Source organism: Bartonella sp. AA126HLJHH, assembly GCF_042197425.1.
In the GTDB taxonomy this organism is placed as follows: domain Bacteria; phylum Pseudomonadota; class Alphaproteobacteria; order Rhizobiales; family Rhizobiaceae; genus Bartonella.
Genome location: NZ_JBHIRU010000009.1, coordinates 1 through 20,327, shown reverse-complemented (window position 1 = coordinate 20,327; position 20,327 = coordinate 1). Strand labels below are relative to the sequence as shown.

Annotated in this window: 16 protein-coding genes and 1 pseudogene; 7 read left to right on the top strand and 10 right to left on the bottom strand. The window is 39.8% G+C overall.

Annotation, left to right across the window (positions count from 1 at the left end):
* Positions 1 to 95 precede the first annotated feature (95 nt).
* Both gap and tkt read right to left on the bottom strand, forming a co-directional pair.
* Complete coding sequence (gene gap / locus ACFIQC_RS05560; protein ID WP_375613190.1) at positions 96 to 1,103, bottom strand: type I glyceraldehyde-3-phosphate dehydrogenase; 1,008 nt, start codon at positions 1,101 to 1,103, stop codon at positions 96 to 98.
* Positions 1,104 to 1,306: 203 nt separating this feature from the next.
* Positions 1,307 to 3,313, bottom strand: a complete 2,007-nt coding sequence (tkt, locus tag ACFIQC_RS05555) for a transketolase (RefSeq protein ID WP_375621006.1) — start codon at positions 3,311 to 3,313, stop codon at positions 1,307 to 1,309.
* 334 nt (positions 3,314 to 3,647) lie between these two features.
* On the opposite strand from tkt, the gene ACFIQC_RS05550 reads away from it, so the two are divergent.
* Both ACFIQC_RS05550 and ACFIQC_RS05545 read left to right on the top strand, forming a co-directional pair.
* The gene (locus ACFIQC_RS05550) at positions 3,648 to 3,923 is read left to right on the top strand and encodes a DUF4164 domain-containing protein (RefSeq protein ID WP_005774573.1); all 276 of its coding nucleotides are present in this window, start codon (positions 3,648 to 3,650) and stop codon (positions 3,921 to 3,923) included.
* Between the two features lie 12 nt (positions 3,924 to 3,935).
* Positions 3,936 to 4,325: a cell division protein ZapA gene (locus ACFIQC_RS05545; protein WP_375629691.1), complete on the top strand. Its 390-nt coding sequence runs from the start codon at positions 3,936 to 3,938 to the stop codon at positions 4,323 to 4,325.
* Between the two features lie 1,493 nt (positions 4,326 to 5,818).
* Here the strand turns inward: ACFIQC_RS05545 and pyk are convergent.
* Together pyk and ACFIQC_RS05535 are read right to left on the bottom strand one after the other, a co-directional pair.
* The gene (gene pyk / locus ACFIQC_RS05540) at positions 5,819 to 7,255 is read right to left on the bottom strand and encodes a pyruvate kinase (RefSeq protein ID WP_375706846.1); all 1,437 of its coding nucleotides are present in this window, start codon (positions 7,253 to 7,255) and stop codon (positions 5,819 to 5,821) included.
* Positions 7,252 to 7,740, bottom strand: a complete 489-nt coding sequence (locus tag ACFIQC_RS05535) for a DUF1036 domain-containing protein (protein ID WP_375706845.1) — start codon at positions 7,738 to 7,740, stop codon at positions 7,252 to 7,254. Before ACFIQC_RS05535 ends, pyk begins: the two co-directional genes overlap by 4 nt.
* A gap of 262 nt (positions 7,741 to 8,002) precedes the next feature.
* On the opposite strand from ACFIQC_RS05535, the gene ACFIQC_RS05530 reads away from it, so the two are divergent.
* Positions 8,003 to 8,263, top strand: a complete 261-nt coding sequence (locus tag ACFIQC_RS05530; protein ID WP_005774567.1) for a DUF2312 domain-containing protein — start codon at positions 8,003 to 8,005, stop codon at positions 8,261 to 8,263.
* A 532-nt stretch (positions 8,264 to 8,795) separates the two neighbouring features.
* On the opposite strand, the gene rimJ is transcribed toward ACFIQC_RS05530, so the two are convergent.
* From rimJ to ACFIQC_RS05510, 4 genes are all read right to left on the bottom strand, one after another.
* Positions 8,796 to 9,359: a ribosomal protein S5-alanine N-acetyltransferase gene (rimJ, locus tag ACFIQC_RS05525; RefSeq protein ID WP_375645605.1), complete on the bottom strand. Its 564-nt coding sequence runs from the start codon at positions 9,357 to 9,359 to the stop codon at positions 8,796 to 8,798.
* 572 nt (positions 9,360 to 9,931) lie between these two features.
* Entirely contained in the window at positions 9,932 to 11,794 is a 1,863-nt protein-coding gene (locus ACFIQC_RS05520) for an ABC-F family ATP-binding cassette domain-containing protein (protein ID WP_375706869.1), read from the bottom strand.
* The gene (locus ACFIQC_RS05515) at positions 11,794 to 12,180 is read right to left on the bottom strand and encodes a hypothetical protein (RefSeq protein ID WP_375613186.1); all 387 of its coding nucleotides are present in this window, start codon (positions 12,178 to 12,180) and stop codon (positions 11,794 to 11,796) included. The genes ACFIQC_RS05520 and ACFIQC_RS05515 overlap by 1 nt, the downstream gene beginning before the upstream one ends.
* 100 nt (positions 12,181 to 12,280) lie before the next feature.
* Positions 12,281 to 12,916 (bottom strand): thiamine diphosphokinase, encoded by a 636-nt coding sequence (locus ACFIQC_RS05510; RefSeq protein ID WP_375629683.1) that lies wholly within the window; start codon positions 12,914 to 12,916, stop codon positions 12,281 to 12,283.
* 147 nt (positions 12,917 to 13,063) lie between these two features.
* Between ACFIQC_RS05510 and ACFIQC_RS05505 the strand changes: the two genes are divergently transcribed.
* Positions 13,064 to 14,626, top strand: coding sequence for a M48 family metalloprotease (locus tag ACFIQC_RS05505; RefSeq protein WP_375706844.1), 1,563 nt, complete (start codon positions 13,064 to 13,066; stop codon positions 14,624 to 14,626).
* Between the two features lie 324 nt (positions 14,627 to 14,950).
* Here the strand turns inward: ACFIQC_RS05505 and ACFIQC_RS05500 are convergent, their stop codons facing one another.
* The gene (locus ACFIQC_RS05500; RefSeq protein ID WP_375629677.1) at positions 14,951 to 15,862 is read right to left on the bottom strand and encodes an RNA polymerase factor sigma-32; all 912 of its coding nucleotides are present in this window, start codon (positions 15,860 to 15,862) and stop codon (positions 14,951 to 14,953) included.
* A 577-nt stretch (positions 15,863 to 16,439) separates the two neighbouring features.
* Here ACFIQC_RS05500 and ACFIQC_RS05495 point away from each other — a divergent pair.
* From ACFIQC_RS05495 to ACFIQC_RS05485, 3 genes are all read left to right on the top strand, one after another.
* A complete protein-coding gene (locus ACFIQC_RS05495; protein ID WP_375629674.1) occupies positions 16,440 to 18,020 on the top strand; it encodes a hypothetical protein in 1,581 nt (526 codons plus the stop codon).
* A gap of 21 nt (positions 18,021 to 18,041) precedes the next feature.
* Entirely contained in the window at positions 18,042 to 18,383 is a 342-nt protein-coding gene (fdxA, locus tag ACFIQC_RS05490) for a ferredoxin FdxA (RefSeq protein WP_015856977.1), read from the top strand.
* Positions 18,384 to 18,686: 303 nt separating this feature from the next.
* The gene (locus tag ACFIQC_RS05485; protein WP_273790499.1) at positions 18,687 to 19,271 is read left to right on the top strand and encodes a CarD family transcriptional regulator; all 585 of its coding nucleotides are present in this window, start codon (positions 18,687 to 18,689) and stop codon (positions 19,269 to 19,271) included.
* A gap of 906 nt (positions 19,272 to 20,177) precedes the next feature.
* On the opposite strand, the pseudogene ACFIQC_RS05480 reads toward ACFIQC_RS05485, so the two are convergent.
* Positions 20,178 to 20,327, bottom strand: a pseudogene (locus ACFIQC_RS05480) (integrase); the annotation flags it as partial.

Below are 20,327 nucleotides of genomic sequence, written 5' to 3'. Positions count from 1 at the left end.
TCTCTAGCGCATGAGAACAACAGCCTCTATCTGTTTTTCTCAAAATTGCACAAAAATGAGACTTTTCCCTATAAAAAGAGGACCCTGAGGTCCTCTTATATTGTCTTAGCAAAAGCCACAGCCGTATCACTCATACGGTTAGAAAAGCCCCATTCATTATCATACCAAACCAGAACGCGACAGAGCTTACCATCAATCACTTTGGTTTGATCATTGTGGAAAATAGCTGAATGAGGATTATGATTAAAATCACAACTCACGAGTTTCTCTTCTGTAGTGTCCAAAACACCCTTCAAAGAACCTTGTGCAGCAGTAGCAATAGCTGTATTAATTTCTTCGATTGTTGTGGAACGCTTAGCGATAAATGTCAAATCAACCACAGAAACATTAGGGGTCGGAACACGAATCGATACACCATCAAGCAATCCCTTTAATTCTGGCAAAACCAATCCCACAGCTTTTGCCGCTCCTGTTGAGGTAGGAATCATAGAAAGAGCTGCCGCACGTGCACGATAAAGGTCCCGATGCATTGTATCCAATACAGGTTGATCACCCGTATAAGAATGGATTGTTGTCATAAAGCCCTTTTCAATGCCCACCGTGTTGTGTAAAACTTGTGCAACAGGCGCCAAACAATTGGTTGTACAAGAAGCATTTGAAACAACGCGATGCTCGCTGCTTAAAGATTGATGATTAACCCCATAGACGACCGTAAGATCTGCTCCTTCAGAAGGCGCAGAAATAAGAACACGCTTTGCCCCCGCATCTAAATGAGCACTTGCTTTATCACGCGCAGTAAAAATACCCGTACATTCCAAAGCAATATCGATATCCAAATCTTTCCAAGGCAATTGAGCAGGATCACGCTCTGCGCATACCTTTATTAAACCACCTCCCACATCAATAGCATCCCCTACCACCTTAACGATCCCAGGGAAACGCCCATGAACTGAATCATAGCGTAATAAATGGGCATTTGTTTCCACCGATCCCAAATCATTAATTGCAACCACTTCAATATCTTGTCGTCCACTTTCCACAAGCGCACGTAAAATATTGCGACCAATACGACCAAACCCATTAATTGCAACACGAACTGTCATTTCACATGTTTCCTCATCAATTTTTAAAAGCACAACATTTAAAACACAATAAATGGGTATTTCACCAATCCAAAATCATTAATTCCCACAATGTCAATATCTTGATCACTCACTCACTTATCCACAATAATGCACAAGATCATCCACAGCACTGCACAGAATATGATGCCCTACAATCACCCCATTCATGACAACACAAGCTGTCACTTTGTCTTTTCCTCTTTGATCTTTTCCAGCTCTTTTTCAACGGTGGCAACGACATTTTCCCAAGTAATACCAAAATGCGCATAAAGGGCATCAATTGTTCCACTTGCCCCAAAGCCCTCCATACCAATAAACACACCATCACAGCCAATAAAACGATCCCATCCTTGGGCGACAGCAGCTTCAATGGCAATTTTAATCGGTGCATCTCCAATGAGAGCACGCTGATAGGAGAGAGATTGTTGAGAAAAAAGTTCAAAACAAGGCACAGAAACCACACGCGTTGGGATGCCTTTTTCTTCTAACACCGCATGTGCCTCCACTGCAATTTGCAATTCTGAACCAGAAGCAAACAGCGTCACTTGTGCATCATCGCTAGCTGTTAGGAATTCATAAGCACCAAGCATACAGAGATTTTCTTCTTCATACTCTTGACGCAAAAGCGGTAGATTTTGTCGACTTAAAGCCAAGGTAGAAGGCGTCCCGCATGCTTTCAAAGCCAATTGCCAACACTCAACTGTCTCCATAGCATCGGCAGGACGGAACACAAAATGATTAGGCATTGCACGCAGGCAAGCCAAATGCTCTACGGGTTGATGGGTCGGACCATCTTCACCAAGACCAATAGAATCATGAGTCATGACATAAATCACCCGCAACCCCATGAGAGAAGACAAACGCATAGCAGGACGCATATAGTCAGAAAAGCATAAAAAGGTTCCCCCATAAGGAATAAAGCCGCCATAAAGGGCAAGACCATTCATCACAGCTCCCATTGCATGTTCGCGAATTCCATAATGCAGATAGCGCCCTGAAAAATCTTCAGCAGAGATACTTTTCATCTGGCTGCTTTTTGTATTATTAGATCCGGTTAAATCAGCCGAACCACCAATAGTCTCAACAACGACCTCATTGATCACTTCAAGAGCCATTTCCGAAGCTTTACGCGTAGCAACAACGGGGCGCTCTTCAACCAATTTCTGTTTATAAGTATCAATAGCGCCATCAAATCCGCCCACGAGATCGCCCCGCATCAATCTTTCAAACTCCACACGCTCTGAGACAGGAAGATCAGCAAATTTTTCTTCCCATTTTTGGCGTTTTTTAGCAGCATTGAGACTAGCCAAGCGCCAATTATCGAGAATATCGGCTGGAATAACGAAAGGCTCAGCATCCCACCCTAACGCGATACGGGTTTCAGTGATTTCTCGTGCGCCCAAAGGGGCTCCATGAATTTTATTGGTACCCGCTTTATTGGGTGCTCCAAAGCCAATTGTTGTTTTACAAGCGATCAAAGTTGGTTTATCGGAATTTTGTGCCGCCTCAATAGCTCGCGCAATTGCTGCTTGATCATGCCCATTGACTTTATGTGTCTCCCAACCAGATGCCTTAAAACGCGCAATCTGATCTGTACTGTCAGCAAGGGAAATCTTTCCATCGATAGAAATATTATTATCGTCCCACAACACAATAAGCTTATTGAGTTTCAAATGACCGGCAAGGGAAAGTGCTTCTTGAGATATCCCTTCCATAAGGCATCCATCGCCCACCAACGCATAAGTGTAATGGTTGATAAGATCACCAAAACGGGCATTTTGCAAACGCTCTCCAAGAGCCATCCCCACGGCATTAGCCAATCCTTGTCCGAGAGGACCAGTCGTTGTTTCGATTCCTGCCACATGCCCATATTCTGGATGCCCAGCAAGCTTTGCTCCTAATTGGCGAAAATTTTTGAGATCTTCAATGCCAATATCTTCATAACCAGAAAGATACAAGAGAGCATAAAGCAACATAGACCCATGTCCTGCTGATAACACAAAACGATCACGGTTAGGCCAGCGAGGTTTTTTGGGGTCATGAGCAAGGAATCTTGTATAAAGAACCGTAGCAATATCGGCTGCTCCCATTGGCAAGCCCGGATGACCAGAATTTGCTTTTTCAATCGCATCAATAGCAAGAAAACGGATAGCATTGGCCATCTGATTCTGTTGGTGGGTGTTTGTCATGAATAATCGACCATTTCGTTAAATACGTTATTCTGTTGCTTTTTCCGTATTCTCTTAAAATTCTCAAGAAATACTATTTTCTAACCATTAGCGTGAGACTTTTTGCCACCACTTCAATAATATTAATAACATTCCCCTCACGCGTTCTGTATATCCATGTCATTTATGCCAATACGCGCAAAAAATCCAGCTTTTAATTTATATCTATCCCCTGCTTTGCTTGCTAAAATATCCTACATACTTAAAAATAAAATGCACACAATACAAGAGTGAAAGTGATTCGTTTTTGCATAACACATTGATAAAGGATACAATTACCCAAAGGATAAAAGCAATGAACCAAGAGACTACAGTTCTACAAGATGCTTTAGAGCACCTAGAAAAGGCACTTAGAACTTTAGAGATCACCATAATAAACCGCAATGCCGTTATTGATAAAAATAACGAATGGGAAGAAGAAATCCAACGAATGAATGCTGACCGCAGCCATCTTGCCCAAGCGCTTGACAAAGCTGAAGCCCAAATTGAACGCTTAGAGTCCGTAAACAAAGAAGTTTCCAAACGTCTTATTAAAGCAATGGAAACAATTCGTGTTGTCATTGATAGATAAAGGTTTGAATGTATGGAAACTGTTTCCGTTACCATTGATGGTAAAGTTTATCGCATGGCTTGTGACAAAGGACAAGAACGTCGTCTTATTGCGCTTGCTGCTCAATTGGATCAATATATCACACATTTAAAGAACAATTTTGGTGAAATTGGCGACCATCGTTTATCGGTTATGGCTGGCATAATGATTATTGATGAAATGGAAGAAATAAAACGAGAAAATAAAAAATTACAAGAAGACTACAATACTCTTTTACGACTCCACAACGAAAGAGACCGTACCATGGGGAAAATTATGCGTGACACCACACAACGCATTGAAAATCTCACCAACCAATTGCTCAAAGATGATCAAAACTGCACAAACCTTCAAGAACAAGAACAGGAACAGGAAGATTTCTAAAAATTACATCAGCGCGTAATAAACCAGAGATTTGACTTGTCCGCCACATCTCACAGGATAAAAATTCTTAAACCCACACCAGTGTGTAAACAGTCTGGTTTTTTATAGGAAGGATTCCAGCTACTCACGACTTATGGGATTAACTTAAACCTCAACAAGAAAGCCCTACCCTGAATATTTCACCTCCGCACAAACGCTTCCTATATCAAGGAGGCTGCCTTATATCACCACATTTCAAATGAGATGTCTTTTAACCGCGCAATAAGATAACAAAATCAACATCATTGTAAAAAAATCATATAAATGACAACAGCAACAAACAAATAAAGCACCCTTCGAAAAAAAGAGCTATATTCATGTTCCCTATGAATGCATGCCCAAAAATCCTTGCCCCTTAGATAATATTAAGCAGATTCAATATATATTAAAAAAATAACCTTATCTATTATACCGTAAAACACCGCTATTTGATACTATAAGCACCATGGAGTCTTTGCACCTGAGATATCCATCCGATGAAACCCACCGAAAAGAACCGTATCATTTATAAACCAGCGTGAACTTTAGTATTTTCATCCTTTAGAGCAGGAAAAAAGTCAAACCCGAAGAGTATGTTAATCTCATACAACCTCAAACATCATAAACAACAATAATAGCTCTTGAAAACATCCTCTACCGCTATTTTTATCCTTATAACAAACAAACAATTCATCCATACCTCTCTCCCCACCCCTCAAAATCTCCAAGCTTAATAAAAGAAAGAGCAAGTCGGCATCATCATTATAGTCAGCCCTCAGTATTGCGATAGCCCCCTTGGCTCGTAAAACGATTCATAAGAGGGACGCCTTTCTTGTACAGCTTTTTCCCATAAAACCCACCCGCTTATGACGTACAAGCAAAGAGTTATGATTAACAAAACATAAATAAATTTAAGAGAATCTTACGGAATTCGGGGTTCTAATTCAAGTTTAATAACGATAAATTATCATTATAAATCAATATGTTGTAAATGATTCGACAAGGCATATTTTAAAAACACATTCACCCATCACTTTTTCTCATAACATACCAGTACGATTTTTTAGGCACATAATTTTAATTTTATTCAATTCTGTTTGCAAAAGTTTAAAATGGGAAAAATTTCAAGGCTCTTATCCAAAAAGCGAAAGAATGAACTCTCAATTATCAATAAACATCTCGCTCGTATAAACATCAATAAAGCATCCCCAATCTGTCTCAATGAAATAAAAGGGGGGCTCCCATTAAATGCCCTACCGTAAAAGCAGCTTCCTCAGAACTAAAACAAAATCAACAGACCAATATCACCGCATCTGCTTCCATCCCCAAACTGGACGACCTAACGCAATACCTTTCTATCTTACGATAGAAGATATAAAGAATAATGGGTCTATGGAGGCATTCACAAGAGGCGCACACCCGTTGTTTTTAAAGCCTGTTCAAAGGCGCATGAAAAAACACCATGCGTAAACGGCTCAAATCCCTTTCGTTCCATCTTGAGAGACAGAAGCAATACGCAAGAGATTTGTCGCACCGGGCGTTCCAAGAGGAACCCCAGCTGTCACAAGGAAGCGATCTCCCCCTTTGCAAAAGCCTTCCTGAAATGCAATCGCTGCTGCTCGATCAACCATATCTTCTAAACTCCGTGCATCTTGCGTGACCACACAATGAAGCCCCCAAACTAAAGCCAAACGCCTTGCTGTTTCCACAATGGGCGATAAAGCAATAATGGGTCTATTAGGGCGTTCACGAGAGGCGCGCACCCCCGTTGTTCCTGAAGCCGTATAGGCAATGATAGCGGATAGTGCAAGTGTTTCAGCAATCTGACGCGCAGCAAGAGAAATCGCATCCGTTCCTGTTGATTCTGGTGCTGGATGTTGTGCCCCAACCTGAGCGGCATAAGTGTGATCTTGTTCGATTTGCCGCGCGATTCGATCCATCATAAGCACAGCTTCTTCAGGATAACGACCAGAAGCAGATTCAGCAGACAACATCACCGCATCTGTTCCTGCATAAACTGCTGTAGCAACATCTGACACCTCTGCGCGTGTCGGAACAGAAGATGTGATCATTGATTCAAGCATTTGTGTTGCCACCACAACAGGCTTTCCTGCTAAACGACAAGCTTTTATGAGCTCCATCTGAAGTGCAGGGACCTTTTCCAAAGGCATTTCCACTCCGAGATCACCCCGTGCAATCATAATGCCATCAGATACATCAATAATTTTCTCTATATGCTCCAAGGCTTGAGGCTTTTCGATTTTAGCCATCAAAGACACCTTACTTTTCGTCAACTGACGCACCGCCATAATATCTTCTGGACGTTGAATAAAAGAAAGAGCAACCCAATCAACAGGCTGCTGTAAAAGAGCCTGAAGATCCTCCTTATCTTTTGACGTCATCGAATCAAAAGGCAAAATTGTATCGGGAAAACTGACACCCTTTCGATCAGAAATACGGGTTCCAGCAACCACGCGACACTGTACAGAATGACCATCACAAACTTGCGCACGCAGTTCCACCCTTCCATCATCAATCAACAACCGATCCCCTGGTTTAACAGCCGAAAATACATCCTCATGAGGGAAAAAAACACGCTGTGCATCACCAAAAACATCGCGATTATCTAACGTAAAGCTTTGCCCAACACGCAAATCTTCTTGACCCTTAGCAAAACGCCCCACACGCAGTTTTGGCCCCTGAAGATCCACCAAAATACCAATGGGGCGTCGAACTGTTTTTTCAACTTCTCGTATAGACTCGACCAAATCACCCAGCATATCACGATCAGTATGGCTCATATTAAGACGAAAAACGTCTGCCCCTGCCCTAAAAAGCTTTTCAATCATCAAACGAGAAAAAGAAGAAGGACCAAGAGTCGCAATAATTTTTACTTTACGTGCACGTTTCACGGTGGAGAATTTCCTGAAAGAGAAGGTATAACTGTATTGTTTAACAAAGACTCATCCGTCAACTGTACCATCCAACTGGTTTGATTTCCGGTATCGATCTCTTTAAATTCAGCCTTTTGATATCCTCGAGGGAAACAATCATGAACCCCTTGAATAGTAAATTGGCTATCTTGTACACACATGGTCACAGAGCCTGCCCAGTTCCCTTTTTTTTGTGCCCCTTCCGCATAAAAATAATAAAACCGTGAAGCAAGAGGCCCCTCAATTAAAGTTTTACATTCCGTCACTGGTACCGTCCACCAGCCTTCGCTCACCCACCCTGAAAATGTACGATATCCAAGAGCAACCCCTACAGACTGTTGGGTTGTATTACAAACCCTAAAGTCAGCTTTTGCAAAAACAACAAGGGGAAACAAGAGCAAAATGCTCAAAAGAAAAACTTTTAATCCTTTCTGAAGCACCCAATATCGTTTTTTTAAAATCACAAAACTTCCTCTATAATGCCAAATTCTCAAAACAAATTACACATTTCTTTTTTTAAAGCTTTTCAAATCTAAAACGTATATTTTTATATTTTTCTTTTTATAGCCCTTTTATCAATGCATATATCTTAAAAATTTTACAAAATATTTAAAGTCAATTTGTAAAAAAAACTGTGTAGCTTGACTTACTTTTTATTTTCAAGCTTTTTTAACATAAATTCGTCGTCGAAAAACAACTTAAATATATAACTTGGAGAAAAATACAATGAACGATACAGTAACCGATCAAACACACGCTATATCCGTAAACCAATTACGCTCTTTTATCGAACGTATTGAACGACTAGAAGAAGAGAAAAAAACCATTTCTGATGATATTAAAGACGTTTACACTGAACTTAAAGGCTCTGGTTTTGATAGTAAAGCTGTTCGAAGCATTATACGGCTGCGTAAAAAAGAAGAACATGAACGAATGGAAGAAGAAGCAATCATTGAGCTATATAAAAATGCGCTTGGTATGAATTAAAGCCATTGATAACATTGGAAATTTTCTTAAGAAAAGAAAATACAAAAAACAAATGAATGTATAAAAATTTCACCCAAACAATAAGCCGTTTGTGTAACTTGTAACGAGACTATCGGTCACAGAATACATAATATTGCAACAGCCCTCACATTTAAAAGGATTTATACAGAGAATTTTTATTCTTGTTCTTCAATAATTTTTATCCACATAAACCCTCACTTGTATGCCAACCTATGCCAACTCAGTTTGTGATGTGCAAGAGAGGTGTTTTTTATGATTAAACATCAATAAATTTGAAGTGAGAAAGTCTTCCGATATTGAGGACTCTCTTCAAATTAAAAAAATGAGTTATGATGATAAATCAATTTCTTATCTACGAAAAGAAACATATAAAAATAGTCAGCAGTTGAAATCCGCTAAACGAGAATCTGAACTGTTTACAAAAGAAGAGGTGGTTAAAGATCTTAGTCTTTTAGGATAGGGAAAAATTCAGCATATTTACACATTTGATAAAAAGACCCTTAACAAAACTTTATTCGAATCTATTAACGGACTCATAAAGATCATTGATTCGAGAGGTTAGAATGTGATCTTTCCATTTTCCAGAAATCATCAAATAGTCTTTGGCATAGCCTTCTTTTTCAAAATGAAGGCGTTTTAATAAACGTTCGCTTTTTATGTTCTCAGGTCTATAATTTGCCATCACTCTATGTAGATGATAAACATGAAAGATATGGCGTATTAGAGCCGATAAACTCTCAAACATGAGACCTTTGCCTTGTTGTTTTTCATCAAGAGAAAAACCAAGATGACAGGCTTGAAAAACACCCCGAACCACATTTGTAAAATTCACAACACCGATGACTGTGTTTTCATTTTTTAATCGTACAGCATATCGGTATGCTTGTCCCTGTGCGCTTTCATAAGCAAATGCATTGGCTCGTGTTTCCCAAGCTGTTAGGCTGTGGTAACCATCAGATCTAACAGGTTCAAAAGGACGCAGATGATTCGCATTACGGAGGAAATAAGAAGACAGTTCAGCTGCATCTTCTAAACTGATCAATGTGGAAATTGTTCGCTTTGTTTTAATTGCCATCATTTCCTCCTCCTAGACAATGTTACAATAACACGTTGATTTATCCTATAAAATCATCATTTTTAAACTTAAATTATAACATCAAATACAGTAAGCTTTCCTCATCACAACACTTCTTACGTTAGAATTAATGAGGATCATTTGCTTTTCCATCATAAGCGGGGGTGGTGTATTTAGGATATAAGGTAAAGACAAGGGCATGTTTCTTATGAATGCTCTCAAATTCCAAGGGGCGCTATAGCAACATTGGGGACTGGCAAGGTATGCAATGGAACTGGCATATTTCCATATACGAAATTTTGAAAAAACTCACGGCAAAGGTAGTTTTGTTTCTTTGCCTTGTAAGCTCAGAGCATGTTTGTTTTGCGCTATCATATCACTGTCCCCCCATATACAAATCCTAATGACCATCGCCTTGAGATGCTATATGTTACAGTGCAATCTAAAAAGTCTCTGCCATAACTCGTCAACAACACTGTTCCCGCTAAATCAGCCACAAACTCTTGTAACAAATTAAAGAAAAGCGATGATGCAATACGAATTAAAATGTTTAGATATTAATATCTGAAACATTACCGTGAACACGCTTCCATTTCTTCGCGTAAAATTTCAAGTTCTAACCATTCTTCTTCTTTTTGTGTACAAGTATTTTTCTTTTTTTCCAACGTTGTTGATAAACGCTCAAAACGCTCTTTATCACTGCGATAAAGGGCTGGATCAGAGAGTTCTTGCTCAATTTTTTTGATTTCGTCCTGTAAAACAGCAATTTCTTCAGGCAATTTTTCCAATGCATAAACCTGCTTATAAGACAATTTACTTCGTGTTTTTTTCTCCCGCCCTATCAAGCGATCATCTGTTGATGTGTCCTGCTTTGAAAGCTCTCCCGCATGAGATTTTGAAGGTGCTTTACGTTGCGATAATTCTGTTCTTTTGCGTTGTAAGCGAAGAGCATGCTGGTTTTGCGCCATCATATCACTATAGCCGCCCGCATACAAAACCCAATGACCATCACCTTGAGGTGCCAACATATGCGTTACAGTACGATCTAAAAAGTCTCTGTCATGGCTGACCAACAATACTGTCCCCGCAAAATCAGCAATAAATTCTTGCAACAAATCCAAAGTTTCCATATCCAAATCATTGGTCGGTTCATCAAGAATCAAAAAGTTTGCAGGACGAGAAAGAAGTCGTGCAAGCATGAGGCGTGCTCTTTCTCCCCCTGAAAATTCTTTAAGGGGAGTGCGAGCTTGTTCCGGTAAAAATAAAAAGTCTTTCATATAAGAAACCACATGCCGCTCCAACCCATTGATCACAAGAGTATCACCTCTTCCCCCCGTTAAATAATGCGCTAAAGTTTCTTCTTCATTTAAAATACGTTGCTGATCAAGCAATGCCATAGAGAGGTTATAGCCATGCCTCACCGTTCCACTATCCACGGCTTCTTGCCCAATTAATGCAGAAAGGAGCGTTGTCTTTCCGATACCATTGGGTCCCACCAACCCGATTCGATCACCCCGCTGAATGCGCAAAGAGAAATCTTTCACGATAATGCGATCACCATAGGATTTTGAAATTTTCTTTGCTTCAAGCACCAATTGCCCAGAATCATGACTTTTCGCTGCTGTCAAAAGTGCATTTCCCGGCTGCCCTTTATAGGTTTGATGACGCTGTCTTAAGTCTTTTAATTCGCCCAAGCGCCGTACATTACGCTTACGCCGTGCGCTCACGCCATAACGCAACCATTGCTCTTCACGAGCAATTTGGCGCCCCAATTTATGCTGTTCGATGGCTTCTTCTTCCAGTGCTTTATCACGCCAATTTTCAAACTCAGAAAAACGCTTTTCCAGTCTTTTGGTTGTACCACGATCAAGCCATACCGTTGACCGCGTAACATTTTCTAAAAATCGCCGATCATGGGAAATCACCACAATTGCTGAACGCAAAGAAGCCAAAACAGCTTCCAGCCATTCAATAGTTGGTAAATCAAGATGATTGGTTGGTTCATCTAAGAACAAAATATCGGGTTTTGCAGCAATGGCCCGTAACAATGAAACACGCCGCTTTTCGCCTCCCGAAAGCGTTTCCAATTTTTCCGTCCCAGAAAACCCTAAATTTGTGCGAAGCGTATTAATCCACTGAACATCAGATATATCATCCAGCCCCGCTTCCATATAAGCATTAATATCTTCAAATCCTGAACAATCCGGATTTTGTGAGACATAACGGAGCGTTACTCGCGGGTGGCGAAAAATTTCGCCACCATGAGGTTCTAATATTCTTGCGGCAATTTTTAATAAGGTCGACTTTCCACAACCATTACGGCCAACCAACGCAATACGCGCCCCCTGCTCAACCGATAAAGAAGCTTGATTGAGCAAAGGCGTTTTTCCAAAATTTAAGAAAATGCGGTCAAGCCGCAGAAGCGGCACCGCCATTAACGAACGCGGCGCGGACAAGGTGCTTTATACATCACCCCTCTTGCATCACGGTAAGCACACAATTGCCGTACAGGAACTCTCTGTCCACAAGGTGCTTGGTAAACATGCCCTCTACGACCACGATACGTGCACAATTGTGATGCCTGTCTTTGTTGTTTTCTTTGATTTGCAGCTGCACCTGTTACTGTTCCAGCCAAAGCACCAAATGCTGCACCGGTAAGTGCTGCTCCAGGCGTACTTCCAGCAATAGCAGTTCCAGCCAAAGCACCGATTGCTGCTCCTCCTACGCCGTAACGTGCAACGCGTTCATCGTTTGTAGTACAAGCGACTGAACTGAAACCAATGGCTGAAACAACGGCCACTTTAAAAATTGATTTTAACATATCAAAACCTTTCCTTCTCAAGATCAATACATATATCGTTTATGTCGGCACTTCATCACTAGGCCCCCCCCTGCCTTATTCAGAATATATTGGAAGAGCTTTATGGAATAGATACAGACGCTAACAATATAGCTTTTCCAGAACCTAAATGGCAAGAAAAGGTTCCACAAATACGGTTAGAAAGTGTTAAAGAAGAGCCAAATGACACATTTTTGTCACAAATTGGCCATTTTACCCCTTTAAGAGTTAAGCTCTTTAAATCAGAAAAGCCGATAATACTAAACAAACATCCCTTAGGCAAATCATACGAACAAGGTTTTGACAAAACCGGCCAACCTTCTTCCGAACCGCTTGTCAACAACACTGAAATACCCCTTTCAGCCATCATCAACGCTTGCGTCATATGAGAAAGGCTATGATCACTTCGCTCCCCTCCCAAAGCACCGCACAAAATAAGCTTTTTAGCGCCATTTTGCAGCGCTCTTTCACATGCCAGAGCACTATCTGTCATATCTTTATCAGAGGGAAAAACTTCACGCGGAACATGACTATATTGACGGATTAAGTTCTCATCTGATGAATCAAAGTCCCCTAACCACAACTCAGGCGTCACATTAAGCGCTGCCGCATGACGCATACCACCATCAGCAGCAATTACCCGACTGTTTTGAATTTGATTAAGCAAACGATCAGTGATATGAACATCCCCATTTAATAATATCGTAAATGTTGTCATGCCATACTTTGCCTTTCACAAAATTTTCTTTACAGTGCATCTTTTTATAAGTGAGAGTCATTTTTTATAAACAAAAAGCGTGATATAGCCAAACGAATCCTTATTCTTAATGCCTTTCTTAAAGAAACATACGATACAAAGATACACATGCAATTTGCCAAATTACTCCGCAGAAATAATGTGCACCATGGTCCAACGCACCCCATTTTTCACCGCAATTTTCTTTTTCGCTCTTGCCTGTATAAAGCCACTCTCATAAGTCTAACGTTTCTCCTTTCGGCTTGTCATACACCACTTTCTCAAAATGATAGGCTTTCTTCCACTTCTTCTAAAACGATCAAACGTACCAACAACCACAATATCTATGTCACATTAAGCGCTCTGCAACACCCACGTATTTTGCAAATGTATGGTGGCGCTTATCATGATGCAAAACTTGAACACCTTTTAGCAAAGATTGTCCGTAAACTAGCAGTTGCATCCCATAGTTCTCATCAAAGCTATTCTGTAACAATTTTAAACTCAGAAACTATCAACGCTTTTGCGCTCCCCAACGGCTCGATCTACATCACTCGTGGTATGCTGGCATTAGCCAATGATTCTTCAGAAGTTGCAGCCATTTTAGCCCATGAGATAGCGCATATCAGAGCCAATCATGGCATTTTACGCCTGCAAAAAGAAGCCCAATTAAAGATGACCAATCACATGTCTTCACGTCTTCTTTCTTCTATTGGCAAAAAACTTCATAACCCTATGCAAAACAAGCAACAACTCGCGCAATTTTCCCGCAATCAAGAGCTGGAAGCTGATTCTCTTGCACTCGAAATGCTCCAACAAGCAGGATATGATCCTTTTGCTTCACCGCGCTTTCTTCAAACAATGGAAGCCTATAGTGCTTTTCGTAATATTTCTGGCACCCAAAATGCCTCTCTAGATTTTTTAGCCTCCCACCCAACTACCCCTCAACGCATTCGGCTTGCGATAGAAAAAGCGCGTAAAATCAGTAAAGGGAATAGTAAAATATCCGATCATGGTTCTTTTCTCAAAAGCATTGATGGCATAATTTTTGGAGGAGGCTTTTATACAGGTTTTGTACGAGGCAACCAATTTATTCACCCACAATTGCGCATAGCTTTTTCTGTTCCAAACAATTTTACAATAGAACATTCAGCACACACTGTTTGGGCCAGTGGACCAGATAAAATTGCGATTCGTTTTGATGCTATTCCACATCCTGCTGAAATATCTGCGAGTGATTATTTGAAAAGCGGCTGGATTATCGGTCTAGACCAATCATCTATCCGCCCCATCACAATTCAAGGACTTACAAGTCAAGGTTTTCAAAGCCAAAGTTTACTTGGAGCGCGGGCCCATGCTACCAATGATCAATGGCAATTTGATGTGGTTGTCATTCCATTCAACAACCACATCTTTCGTTTTTTGACGGCCGCTCCACATAATTCTCGAAATTTTGCAGAGGTTGCCCAAAAAACGCTACAAAGCTTTCATTCTCTTTCATCTTCACAGTTAAAAAAATTGCAGCCCTTAAAAATCCGTGTTGTCCGTGTTAAACAAGGAGAAACCGTTGCCAATCTTGCAGATAAAATGCAATACACACCCTATAAAGAAAAACTCTTTCGCATCCTCAACGCCCTCTCACCAGCGCAAACTTTACCTGCAGGTACAAAAGTGAAAATTATTACAGAATAAGCCTTTCTTCTCATCCGTTACAGTTTTGATTCTTTTACAGTTTTGATTCTTTTCTGTCTGTATCACGCCCTCCGCCTTAAAGCATATTCGAAAATAAAGAGGAACACTTTAAAATCCAACTTCATCATGCCTTTATAGGCCTCCGTGTGATACATATTTCCTCCAACTAACTGTGCCCCCTATCTTCCTCTGTTTATCAGTAGCGCCCCCAAGGAGGCATATTCCTAAACAAATATGAACACCCCCTAAAACTGACTTTATCATATTCTCATATGCCCCCACTTAATACATTCTCTTTCCTCCCCCCCCAAAGCCTTTCACTGCTTATATATCGTAAGCATCTTCTGAATGAACCGTAAGGAGAGCAGAACGCAATTTTTGCAAAGCCCTAGCTTCAATTTGACGCACGCGCTCTTTCGAGATTCCTAACTTTTCACCCAAAACTTCAAGAGTCGCCCCCTCTTCATTTAAGCGACGAAAGCGAATAATTTCCAACTCCCGTTCGTTGAGAATTTGCAACGCATCGTAAAGCCATTGTGTACGCCGTTGACCATCAATGACTTGCTCAATTAAAGCATCAGGAAGAGGACTATCATCCACCAAAATATCCATCTTAGCAATGGGATTATCACTGTTCTCAGAAACAGAAACACTCAAGGAATTATCAGAACTGGAAAAACGAAAATCCATCGTTTCAACATCGCGCACGGAAACACCGAGTTTTTCAGCGATTGTGCGAAAAATATCCTGTTTTGACAAAGCACTATCATCTTGTATCAGTTTTGCACGCAAACGCCGAAGATTAAAGAAAAGTGCTTTTTGCGAAGAACTCGTTCCCCCTCGAACGATTGACCAATTTCGCAAAATATAATCTTGAATAGAAGCGCGTATCCACCACGTTGCATATGTTGAAAAACGCACTTCCCGATCAGGTTCAAAACGTGCAGCTGCTTCCAATAGTCCCACATACCCTTCTTGTACCAAATCCCCCAATGGCATTTTGAAACGTTTAAAGCGATTAGCAATAGCAATCACTAAACGCATATGAGCCGCTGCAATTTGATGCATGGCATCATCATCACGTTTGTCTTTCCACCGCAGAGCCAAATCATGCTCTTTTTGTCGTTCAAGATAAGGTGCTTGCATAGCAGAACGCATCATATTACGTCCTAAGCTTTTGTCTGCATCGCTATAATTTTTGCTGCTTTTATAAACAGCATTTGAAAGATTACCCATAATAACCCCTTGCGATTAAAATTATCAAAATTGATTTGGCAACGACATCATTGTTCTTCGCTTAAAAAGAACGCAAAAGTTGTTAACTTCTGTGACCACTACTTTAACGTGTAATTTTATAATCGCAATTGTTTTTTTTTACTGTCATGGTAAAACTTCTTGTCATAAGACACAATTTCACCTGCAAAATGCCTTTACAATATGCCTTTTAGCCTATGAAATATTTGAAAAAACTTTCTCTTCACTTTTCATGACAAAACAGCAAAAAAATAAAGTGATCATGCAAAAGAAATGCCGTTTTTTGATAACCGGTTCCGTTTCCTTTTAAATTGAAGAATTTATTTATGCTTTTAGCTTTACAATACAACTAATAAGTGTAATTTGCAAATATAAAGCATCCAAACTGAATGAAAACTGAATGAAAAAAGAATCATTCAAGTTTTAAAGGCGCAAAGAAACAGCAAAAAATGACAAGAGTGATTGAAGCAAACGCAACAAACGTGTTAAAGAAAGAGCACCATTATGAAATTGTCGCAAAAAGCTTTTGACCAGTGTCACACTGAGAAAGAAAATGATCATGGATAGCAAGATTGTTCAACAGAATGAGATTCTTCAAGATGATATTCTCATTGAAAAACACGGAAGGGGTAAATTTGAAGGTTTTCGTTTTTATGCCAACAAAAACAGTACCGATCAAATAGCTGAGAAGCAAATTTCAACAGAGAATGAGAGTTTGATTCTTGCTTTTTCCAAACGCGCGACACGTTTTTGTGCTTCTGCAAATGGAGATTTTACCCTCAGTTCTGATGGAATTGTGCGCTGGATTGGTCAACCCGTAGGACAACTTGTAGCAACAGAAGATTTTTTCAAACCAAAACTGATTGTTTTAGCAGATGAACAACTCACGGGAGAATCCCGCAATAACGTTGTGAAACGATTAGAACGCTTTGTCACCTTTCATTTTGAAACGACTTTAAAACCCCTGTTTGATTTGCGCAATGCTGATAATTTAACGGATTCAACAAACAGTCTTGCTTTACAACTTTTTAACTCTTTAGGGATTTTACCACGCCGCGAAGTCTTAGACATTGTCAAAAACCTTGCGCAAGAATCACGTGCCGTTCTTCGGCGTCTAGGCGTGCGTTTTGGCGCTTTTCATATCTATGTTGCCGGAATGCTTAAACCTGCTCCGGTTCAAGCCATTACTCTCCTGTGGAATCTTCAAAATGCGGGACAAGATCAAACTGGTTTGGGTGAAGTTTTTTCAGCATTATCTGCTGGTCGAACCTCTTTAATTGTTGACCCTACCTATAACCGCCAATTTTATCAATTAGCCGGCTACCGAATCTTAGGACAACGTGCTGTACGGATTGATATTTTAGAACGTCTTGCCAATCTCATCCGTCCCGCACTTCATTGGAAACAAGGAAGTGATCCCAGACCCGATGGAGCCTATGATGGCAAAAGTTTTTTTGTTACACCAGCCATGATGTCCATTCTTGGGGCCAACGGAAACGATATGGAAGAAATCCTCAAAGGACTTGGTTATCAATCGTACAGCATAAGCAATACTGTTTTTGAACAAAATCTCTTTGCACACCAAGCCTCTTCCCCTGTCAATAGGGCAATGCAAGATGTTCCTGCAGCAGAATGCGTTGGAAGTCAATGGCAAACAATAAGCGATTTAGAAACAACACGAGAAGAAAAAAATATCTCATACCCAAACACTGCATCCTCTGGTATTGAAAAACATCTCCATAAAACCAATCGTTTACCAGCAGCTGAACCTGTTGGGAATTTTGCCAAATCCCCGCGCTCTACAGAAGAAGATAAAGTTATTTTGTTATGGCATTATAAGCATCAATTTCCCCACCATGCACAAAAAAAACGTGATAAATTAGGAAATAAGTGGCAAAATAAATCGAAGAACGCTGTAAAAAAAGCGGAATACAAAAATGAAAATTCCCCTCAAGAAGCACCATCACAAGCAAAACGCTCTCATAAGTTCCACAAATCCCAAGGAAAACATGCAAATCATAAGCCCTTTCAAAAAGAAAAGCGCCTTAATCCTGATTCACCTTTTGCGAAACTAGCTGTACTACGCGATCAACTCACCAATCATAAAAACACGCACACACTTTCCTCTAAAGAGAATTAAAGTAACAAATGGAGTTTGATCTTGACCCACGTAGTAACCGACAACTGCATTCACTGCAAATATACGGATTGCGTTGAAGTCTGCCCAGTTGATTGTTTTTATGAAGGGGAAAATATGCTTGTTATTCACCCCGATGAATGCATCGATTGTGGTGTTTGCGTGCCAGAGTGCCCAGCAGAAGCGATTTTACCTGATACAGAACCAGGATTAGAAAAGTGGTTAGAACTCAATCTTCATTATGCAAACAAATGGCCTAATCTAACCACCAAAAAAGATCCTCTTCCTCAAGCAAAAGAAATGGATGGTGTTCCAAATAAATTAGAAAAGTATTTTTCAGAAAATCCAGGAAGTGGCGAAGAGTAATGATAAAGTGTACACTCTCCTCCTTCAACGATTGAAAGACTTCTCTTGTAAAAATAAAAAATCCTTAAGCGAAATGATTGATTCTTTTAAATTTTGATGTTAGTGTTATTTTAACATGATCATCTTTCTAAGTATTTTTCTTTGCTTGTTATAGTAAAGCGGTGTATTTTTTTTTGATTTAAAAGTACTCGGCTTTTATGCTCACTTAATTGGTACAATATACTTGGTTAAAGAAAACTCAACCCTCAGGTTTATAACCTGTTTTCCGATACATTTGTTGATCATAAGGGAGTAAACTAAAATATGGCATCCCAACATGGAACGTCTTCCAAGACCAAAGAATTTGCAACCTCTGAATATATCGTCTACCCTACGCATGGAGTAGGACAAATTATAGCGATTGAAGATCAAGAAGTTGCAGGACATAAATTAAAACTTTTTGTCATTCATTTCGCGAAAGATAAGATGGATGTCAAAGTCCCCATTGCAAAAGCCCTTTCCGTTGGAATGCGTAAATTATCTGCTAGTGATTCTGTCGAACGTGCCTTAAAAGTTTTACGCGGAAAAGCACGCGTTAAACGGACCATGTGGTCACGTCGTGCACAAGAATATGATGCTAAAATCAACTCAGGAGATCTTATTTGTATCGCTGAAGTGGTCCGTGATCTTTTCCGCTCTAATCTACAACCTGAACAATCTTACTCTGAGCGCCAACTTTATACAGCTGCTCTTGAAAGAATGGCCCGCGAAATTGCGGTTATTAATAGTCTTTCTGAAACAGAAGCTATCAATCTCATAGAGATGCATCTCTCCAACAAGCCGGAACGCGAGTTTAAAACTGAGAGAGAAGAAACAGATGAAAACAGTAAAGCTGTCTACGCTGCATAATACACTCTTTCATCATAATGATGATATTTCGATAAAACCAGCGAAAAGCTGGTTTTATTTTTTAACATCCTCTCTGCCCTTAAGGACAAAGTTTCTTAACCAGCGCCAATCTATAAACAATCTAACTTTTCGACAAATTCCTCTTCCTCATTTTCTTTCTTCATAGATAATAAACTGATTAATCATCATAATCTAGCATTATTCATTATTAAATTAGAATCTTGAATATGGTAAGATTTCTCATTTCAAATTTCTCTCATGTTGAAGCAATCAAATCACTTGCTTGTCAATCACAAGTGGAGTTGATCTGTGGGTAAAAACTGTACAAAAAGAGCGAGACACTGTCTCAAACACCAAAGGATATACCAACATTGGAATCTGGCAAGATGTGTAAGGGCGGGGCTTGCTTTTTTATTAAGCGTAAAGATCATAGTGCCGTTTATACACTACACCGAAACTTTACCATTGACCCCCTTCTACAAAACCATTGTAACATTCAAAAACGCCGTCATAAAATGGATGCCACAAATATTGAAAAATATTCCTTTTAAAAAATGCGTGACAGTACAACATAAGATATTTTGTCTTGGGCGCTCTATTTTGCATGAGAAGCATTCCCCCCATTAAAGAACGCGATAAAAAAAGCATGAACTAAAACCATCATCTCCATTCTGTAAAAGGCATTCCAAATACTTTTGAAAGCTGTAAAACTAACTTAAAAAATAACAATAAAAATGAACGTTAGCATTGCCCCTTTCAATTTCATATTTTTCCCAAATGAGGTTTCTTATTTCAGAGATTACGAGATATACGCAATATTCTTATTCCAATCGAACACAAAAAATCTAGAACGATTCATAGAACTCTTAAAAGTCTCAATCTCTATTTTAAACAGACCGCTAAAGATTGGATATTCTCAGCAGGAATTGTCCAGTTATCATCTTCAATCTGATCTTCACGAATATGACGCAAAGGATTAGTACGAACGCCTGTCAGGATAAGCAAGCGCAAAGCCAGTTGTGTTATGTTTTGTGTTTTACAGAGTAACTGATAAAA